Source organism: Chitinophaga sp., from assembly GCF_036569125.1.
In the GTDB taxonomy this organism is placed as follows: Bacteria; Bacteroidota; Bacteroidia; order Chitinophagales; family Chitinophagaceae; genus Chitinophaga.
This window is the reverse complement of sequence record NZ_DATCRF010000612.1, coordinates 1-5,868: the sequence shown is the minus strand read 5'-3', so window position 1 is coordinate 5,868 and position 5,868 is coordinate 1. Positions and strand designations below refer to the sequence as shown.

Genomic DNA, 5,868 nt, shown 5'->3' with positions numbered 1-5,868 from the left:
GGCTATACCTGTGCAGCGCAGCGGCAATCAGCTGCAGTTTGTGCGGGATGCAGCCACCCTGCGGGAATATGTAGCCTTTGACCCCGCCCGGCTGCCCCAGCCGGCCTTTGCGGGCACCGTGCCTAACCAGGACCTGCATGGCAGCGCAGCCGCAGATATGCTCATTATTACCATCCCGGCCTTTAAAGCGGCAGCAGACCGGCTGGCGGCTTACCATACCGCCCATGACCAGCTGCAGGTACAGGTAGCCCTGGTGCCGGATATTTATAATGAATTTGCTTCGGGCACACCCGACCCCACGGCTATACGTGATTTTGTGAAAATGTTCTATGACCGTGCCGGGAGCAATGGCAAAGGGCCGCGTTATTTACTGCTGTTTGGCGATGCTTCTTTTGACTACCGCCACCGCATAAACGCTAACACAAACCTGGTGCCCACCTGGGAAAGCGATGCCTCGCTGGATTTTATAAACTCCTACCCATCCGATGATTTCTTTGGTTTTTTGGATGATGCGGATAACATAACGGACATTAATACACGCAACCTGCTGGATATTGCCATTGGCCGCCTGCCCGTGCAAACAGCCGCCCAGGCTCAGCAGGTGGTGGATAAGATAATGGGTTACCATAACCCGGCAAACTTTGGCCCCTGGCGCAACCACTTCACCTTTGTGGCAGATGACGGGGACGATAACCTGCACCTGCAGGATGCAGAGGAAGTAAGCGGGATGGCCGCTCAAACCTGGCGCCAGGGTATTCCGGATAAGATATACCTGGATGCCTATCCCAAAGTACCCTCTGCAGGCGGCAGCCGCTACCCGGCCGTGAACAGTGAGATACAGCGCCAGATGAGCAGCGGTAACCTGGTATGGAACTACACCGGCCATGGCAGCTACTCCCGCCTGGCCGAGGAAGTGGTGGTAGATGGCAGCTCCATTAAAACCTGGAATAATGCGCAGCACCTGCCGCTGATGATCACCGCTACCTGCGATTTTGCGCCTTTTGATAACCCGGCCTATAACTCCCTGGGTGAGCAGCTGGTGCTGCAGCCCACTGGTGGCGCCATTGCGCTTATGACCACTACACGGGCCGTATTTGCCTACTCAAACCGGGTTATGAACACCAATTACCTGCAAATGGCCTTTACGCCTTTGGCCAACGGGCATATGCCCAGCCTGGGAGAAGCGGCTATGCTGGGTAAGAACCTTACCTATACCAATTACAGCGATGTAGCCAATAACCGCAAGTTCCAGCTGCTGGGCGATCCGGCGCTAACGCTGGCCTTTCCCCGGTACCACGTAGTTACAGACTCCATTAACGGGCAGGATGTTACGCAGGTAACAGATACCCTTAAAGCCCTGGGAAAATATGTGGTAAAAGGCCACCTGGAAGATGAGCAGGGCCAGCCCCTGACCAGCTTTAACGGCACACTGGATGTAGCGGTGTATGATAAACCCGTAACCCTGCGCACCCGCGGGAATGATGCTGGCAGCGAACCGGCAGATTACACCCTGCAACAGCAGGTGTTGTTCCGCGGGCAGCAAAGCATACAGAACGGGCAGTTCAGCTTCACCTTCATTGTGCCCAAGGATATTGATTATAAACCCGGCGCTGGTAAGATCAGCTATTATGCGGCTAATGAGCAGGCAGATGCAGGCGGGTATTTTGATGGCTACCAGGTAGGCGGTACGGCAGCCAATGCGCCCCTGGATACTACCGGGCCGCAGGTACAGGCTTTTTTAGATACCGAATTATTCCGCAACGGCGGTATCACAGGGCCAAACCCGGTGCTGCTGGTAAACCTGTATGACAGCAGCGGTATTAATACTTCCGGCTACGGTATTGGCCATGATATGGTTGCGGTGTTGGATACGGCCAGCCAGTATTTTGTGCTGAACGACTTTTATACCGCTAAGCTGAACGATTACAGGGGTGGCGCCATCCGCTTTCCGTTCTATAATCTGGCCGAAGGGCCGCACACCCTTACCATTAAGGCATGGGATACGTATAACAACTCCACCACGGTTACTTTACAGTTTGTGGTGGCAGGCGCAGGCACTTTGGATATACCGGAGGCAGGTAACTATCCCAACCCGTTCACGACAGAAACAAGATTCTTTTTTACACATAACCAGCAGGGGCAGGAATTAGATGTTACCTTGCAGGTTTTTACCGTGTCCGGGCAGCTGGTAAAAACAAAGCGGCAAACAATAAATGCAACCGGTAACCGTTATGATGGCATGCTTTGGAATGGTACTGCCGACTCCGGAGCCAAACTTCCACCTGGAATTTACTTTTACAGGTTGACTGTCAGCACTAAACTAAAAACTAAAATTTCAGGAGGAAAACTGATCTTATTCTAAAACCTATGCAAAAAAACATTAATTTCAGCATCCCTGGCCGGCCCCATTTTCTTGATTATTATAAATTAGGCATTATTTTTACACCTCGTTTCAAATATAGAAATTACATGATCCGTAAGGTAACATTGAGCCTTGTGTTCGTATACTGCACAATCATCAGTTTAAAAACCTCAGCCCAGATCGGCACTGGTGACATCGACGGCCGTACCAATACTATTAATACCGCCGTACCGTTCTTACGGATCTCCCCTGACGCAAGAAGCGGCGCTATGGGCGATGTAGGTGTAGCCCTTTCGCCGGACGCTAACTCCAATTACTGGAACCTGTCCAAGCTGCCTTTTGCCACCGCTAATTCATCCGTATCCGTTACCTATACCCCCTGGTTAAAAGAGCTGGTGAACGATGTGTTCCTGGCTAACCTGAGCGGTTATTATAAGCTGAACGACCTGGAGGCTGTAGGCGCTTCCCTGCGTTACTTTTCTTTAGGTACCATCAACTTTACGGATATCACCGGTACGCCCACCTACGATTACCGTCCGCGTGAGCTGGCTTTTGATGCCGGTTATGCCCGTAAATTATCCGATAACTTTTCCGTAGGTGTAGCCCTCCGCTATATTTACTCCAACCTGGCCAATGGCGATATCAATGGCCGTGTGATACGCCCCGGTAAAGCATTTGCCGGCGATGTATCGCTCTTTTACACTAAAGATTATGAAAAGGATGATGGCCGTGTGAACACCTGGAATGTGGGCCTGGCCATTACGAACGTAGGTACTAAAATATCGTACACCCAATCTGCCCAATACAAAGACTTTATTCCTACCAACCTGGGGTTAGGTACTGCTTACACCCTGGGCCTGGATGAATACAATAAAGTAACCTTTGCCCTGGATATCAATAAGCTGCTGGTGCCCACCCCGGACAGCAGCGGCGCTTACCGCGATAAAGGTGTGGTAGAATCTATTTTCACCTCTTTTGGCGATGCGCCGGGCGGCTTCAGCGAAGAGCTGAAGGAGCTGATGTTCTCCTTAGGTGCAGAGTACTGGTATAACAACACGTTTGCCGTACGCGCCGGTTATTATAACGAGAATAAATACAAAGGCAACCGTAAATATTTCACAGCAGGTATAGGCATTAAGTACGATGTATTTGGCCTGAACTTCTCTTACCTGGTGCCCTCTGGTACCGGTATTCAACGGAACCCGCTTTCCAACACCCTGCGCTTTACCCTGACCTTTGACCTTACCAGGAACGAGGGAGATAGCGGCAGCGCCAGTAACTGGTAATAACTATTCATGGCTAAGATACGTATAGGACAAGGCATAGATTTCCATCAACTTACAGAAGGGCGCGACTTTTGGCTGGGCGGCGTATTGGTGCCGCACCATAAAGGCGCGCTGGGCCACAGCGATGCAGATGTGCTGCTGCACGCTATTTGCGATGCCATGCTGGGCGCCCTGAGCCTGGGAGATATTGGCGTACACTTCCCCGACACGGATAATACCTACAAAAATATTGACAGTAAGCTGCTGCTGGCCCGCTGCGCGGAGCTGATCGCAGAAAAGGGCTACCAGGTGGTGAATATAGACAGCACCCTGTGCCTGCAGGCGCCCAAAATAAAACCTTATGTACCCCAGATGCGGGAGGCCATAGCGGGCATTCTGCACCTTACGGTGGACGATGTATCCATTAAAGCTACCACCACCGAAAAGCTGGGCTTTGTAGGCCGGGAAGAAGGGGTGGTGGCGCTGGCCAGCGTGCTGCTGGAAGCGAGCGTTTAATTACGAATTAGTCAATTACGAATTACGAATTGGGTACTTTCCGTGAATGCTATTCACGGAAATGGAATGGAATTGTTTTGACAATCAGGTAATTAAGCGTTGGCTCTATTAACCCCTATCTAATTTCTCCCTGCCTTTTCCCGGACTATGTTATTATGCGTACTATTCAAGTTCGTAATTCGTAATTGACTAATTCGTAATTGTTAAAAATGGCAGTCCATGGGCCCCGGACCATCGACTATTGACCATTAATGCTATCTTTGTCAAATGGCTGAAATAATAGTAAAGATCATTAACCGGTCGGCCAATGAGCTACCATCCTATGCCACTGCCGATGCAGCAGGAATGGACCTGCGGGCGCACCTGGAAACAGCAATGACGCTGCAACCGCTGGAAAGGTCGCTGATCCCTACCGGTTTATTCATGGAACTGCCGGAAGGTTATGAGGCACAATTAAGGCCGCGCAGCGGCCTGGCCATTAAACAGGGGCTTACCCTGCTCAATACCCCGGGCACTATTGATGCCGACTACCGGGGCGAGATCAAGGTGATTATCATCAACTTATCCAACGAACCACAAACCATCGCTCCCGGCGACCGTATTGCGCAAATGGTCATTGCACCCGTAACCCGGGTTACCCTGGCAGCAGTAGAGATATTAACAACAACAGACCGCGGGCATGGTGGTTTCGGACACACCGGAAAATCCTGAGGAATGCGTGTATTGATTACCGTTATAGGATTAGGATGCGCCCTTACCTGGGGCGCGTGCAGTAGTACAAAACACACGGCTACCGGGAATGTGCGTGCAATAAAAGATCCTACCATTATACAGCAGCGGTCAGACAGCTTGTTCTTTGCCGCACAGCGCTCCAAAATGCTGGGCGACTATAAAACCGCTATCACACAATTTTCCGATTACCTGCGCCTGAACCGGCAAAATCCAACCGTATTTTACGAGCTGTCGCGCCTTTTTATGGAGGTGAACAACCCTTCCTATGCGCTGGGCTTTGCACGCCGGGCAGCAGCCATGGATACTACCAACCGCTGGTTTCAGCTGGCCCTGGCCGATGCGCTGGGCATGAACCAAATGTTCGACAGCGCCGCTGTGGTGTACGACCGCCTGAGCCGGCAGTACCCCGAAAGCGAGGATTACCTGTTCAACAAAGCCATGCTGCTAAGCAAAGCCGGTAAAACAGATGAGGCCCTGGCTGTATTTGACAAGCTGGAAGAAAAAACGGGCATAGTAGAAGAGCTGGTGTACCAGAAGCAGCGCCTGCTGCTGAAACAAAGCAAGGTAGAGGAAGCCGCCGCTGAAATACGCAAGCTCATTGATCAGAACCCGGCAGAAGTACGCTACTACCAGCTGCTGGCCGATGTGTATGATGCCAACGACCGGGTGCAGGAAGCCACTGGTATTTATGATACTATTCTTACCAAAGATCCCAATAACGCCCGCTCCCTGATAGCCCTGGCCAATTATGCCAAACAGCGCGGGGATAGCACGGTGTACTGGCAGTACCTTACCAAAGCATTTGCCAACCCGGATTACAGCATTGACGAAAAAGTAGCGTTCGTATATCCGTACCTGCAAATGATGACGCTGGACAGCACCAAGCTGAAAGAAGGCCTGCAGCTTACCCGCCTGGTGATACAGGCCCATCCCACAGAGGCCAAGGCGTATGCCTTAGAAGCCGACATGTACTCCCAGGCCGATATGCTGGAC

General features: G+C 51.5%; 5 protein-coding genes. All 5 read left to right on the top strand.

The features are described from left to right. On the top strand, positions 1–2,362 hold a 2,362-nt coding region (gene porU, locus VIM87_RS22865), incomplete at its 5' end, for a type IX secretion system sortase PorU (RefSeq protein ID WP_331999248.1). A 107-nt stretch (positions 2,363–2,469) separates the two neighbouring features. After that, the gene (gene porV, locus VIM87_RS22860) at positions 2,470–3,648 is read left to right on the top strand and encodes a type IX secretion system outer membrane channel protein PorV (protein ID WP_331999247.1); all 1,179 of its coding nucleotides are present in this window, start codon (positions 2,470–2,472) and stop codon (positions 3,646–3,648) included. Between the two features lie 9 nt (positions 3,649–3,657). Continuing rightward, positions 3,658–4,143 (top strand): 2-C-methyl-D-erythritol 2,4-cyclodiphosphate synthase, encoded by a 486-nt coding sequence (ispF, locus tag VIM87_RS22855; RefSeq protein ID WP_331999246.1) that lies wholly within the window; start codon positions 3,658–3,660, stop codon positions 4,141–4,143. A 267-nt stretch (positions 4,144–4,410) separates the two neighbouring features. Beyond that, the gene (dut, locus tag VIM87_RS22850; RefSeq protein ID WP_089920450.1) at positions 4,411–4,854 is read left to right on the top strand and encodes a dUTP diphosphatase; all 444 of its coding nucleotides are present in this window, start codon (positions 4,411–4,413) and stop codon (positions 4,852–4,854) included. Positions 4,855–4,857: 3 nt separating this feature from the next. Further along, on the top strand, positions 4,858–5,868 hold a 1,011-nt coding region (locus VIM87_RS22845), incomplete at its 3' end, for a tetratricopeptide repeat protein (RefSeq protein ID WP_331999245.1).

What these genes read in the sequence shown, in the direction of transcription:
- dut (WP_089920450.1), top strand. Translation starts at nt 4,411, where the DNA reads ATGGCTGAAATAATAGTAAAGATCATTAACCGGTCGGCCAATGAGCTA.
- ispF (WP_331999246.1), top strand. Translation starts at nt 3,658, where the DNA reads ATGGCTAAGATACGTATAGGACAAGGCATAGATTTCCATCAACTTACA.
- porV (WP_331999247.1), top strand. Translation starts at nt 2,470, where the DNA reads ATGATCCGTAAGGTAACATTGAGCCTTGTGTTCGTATACTGCACAATC.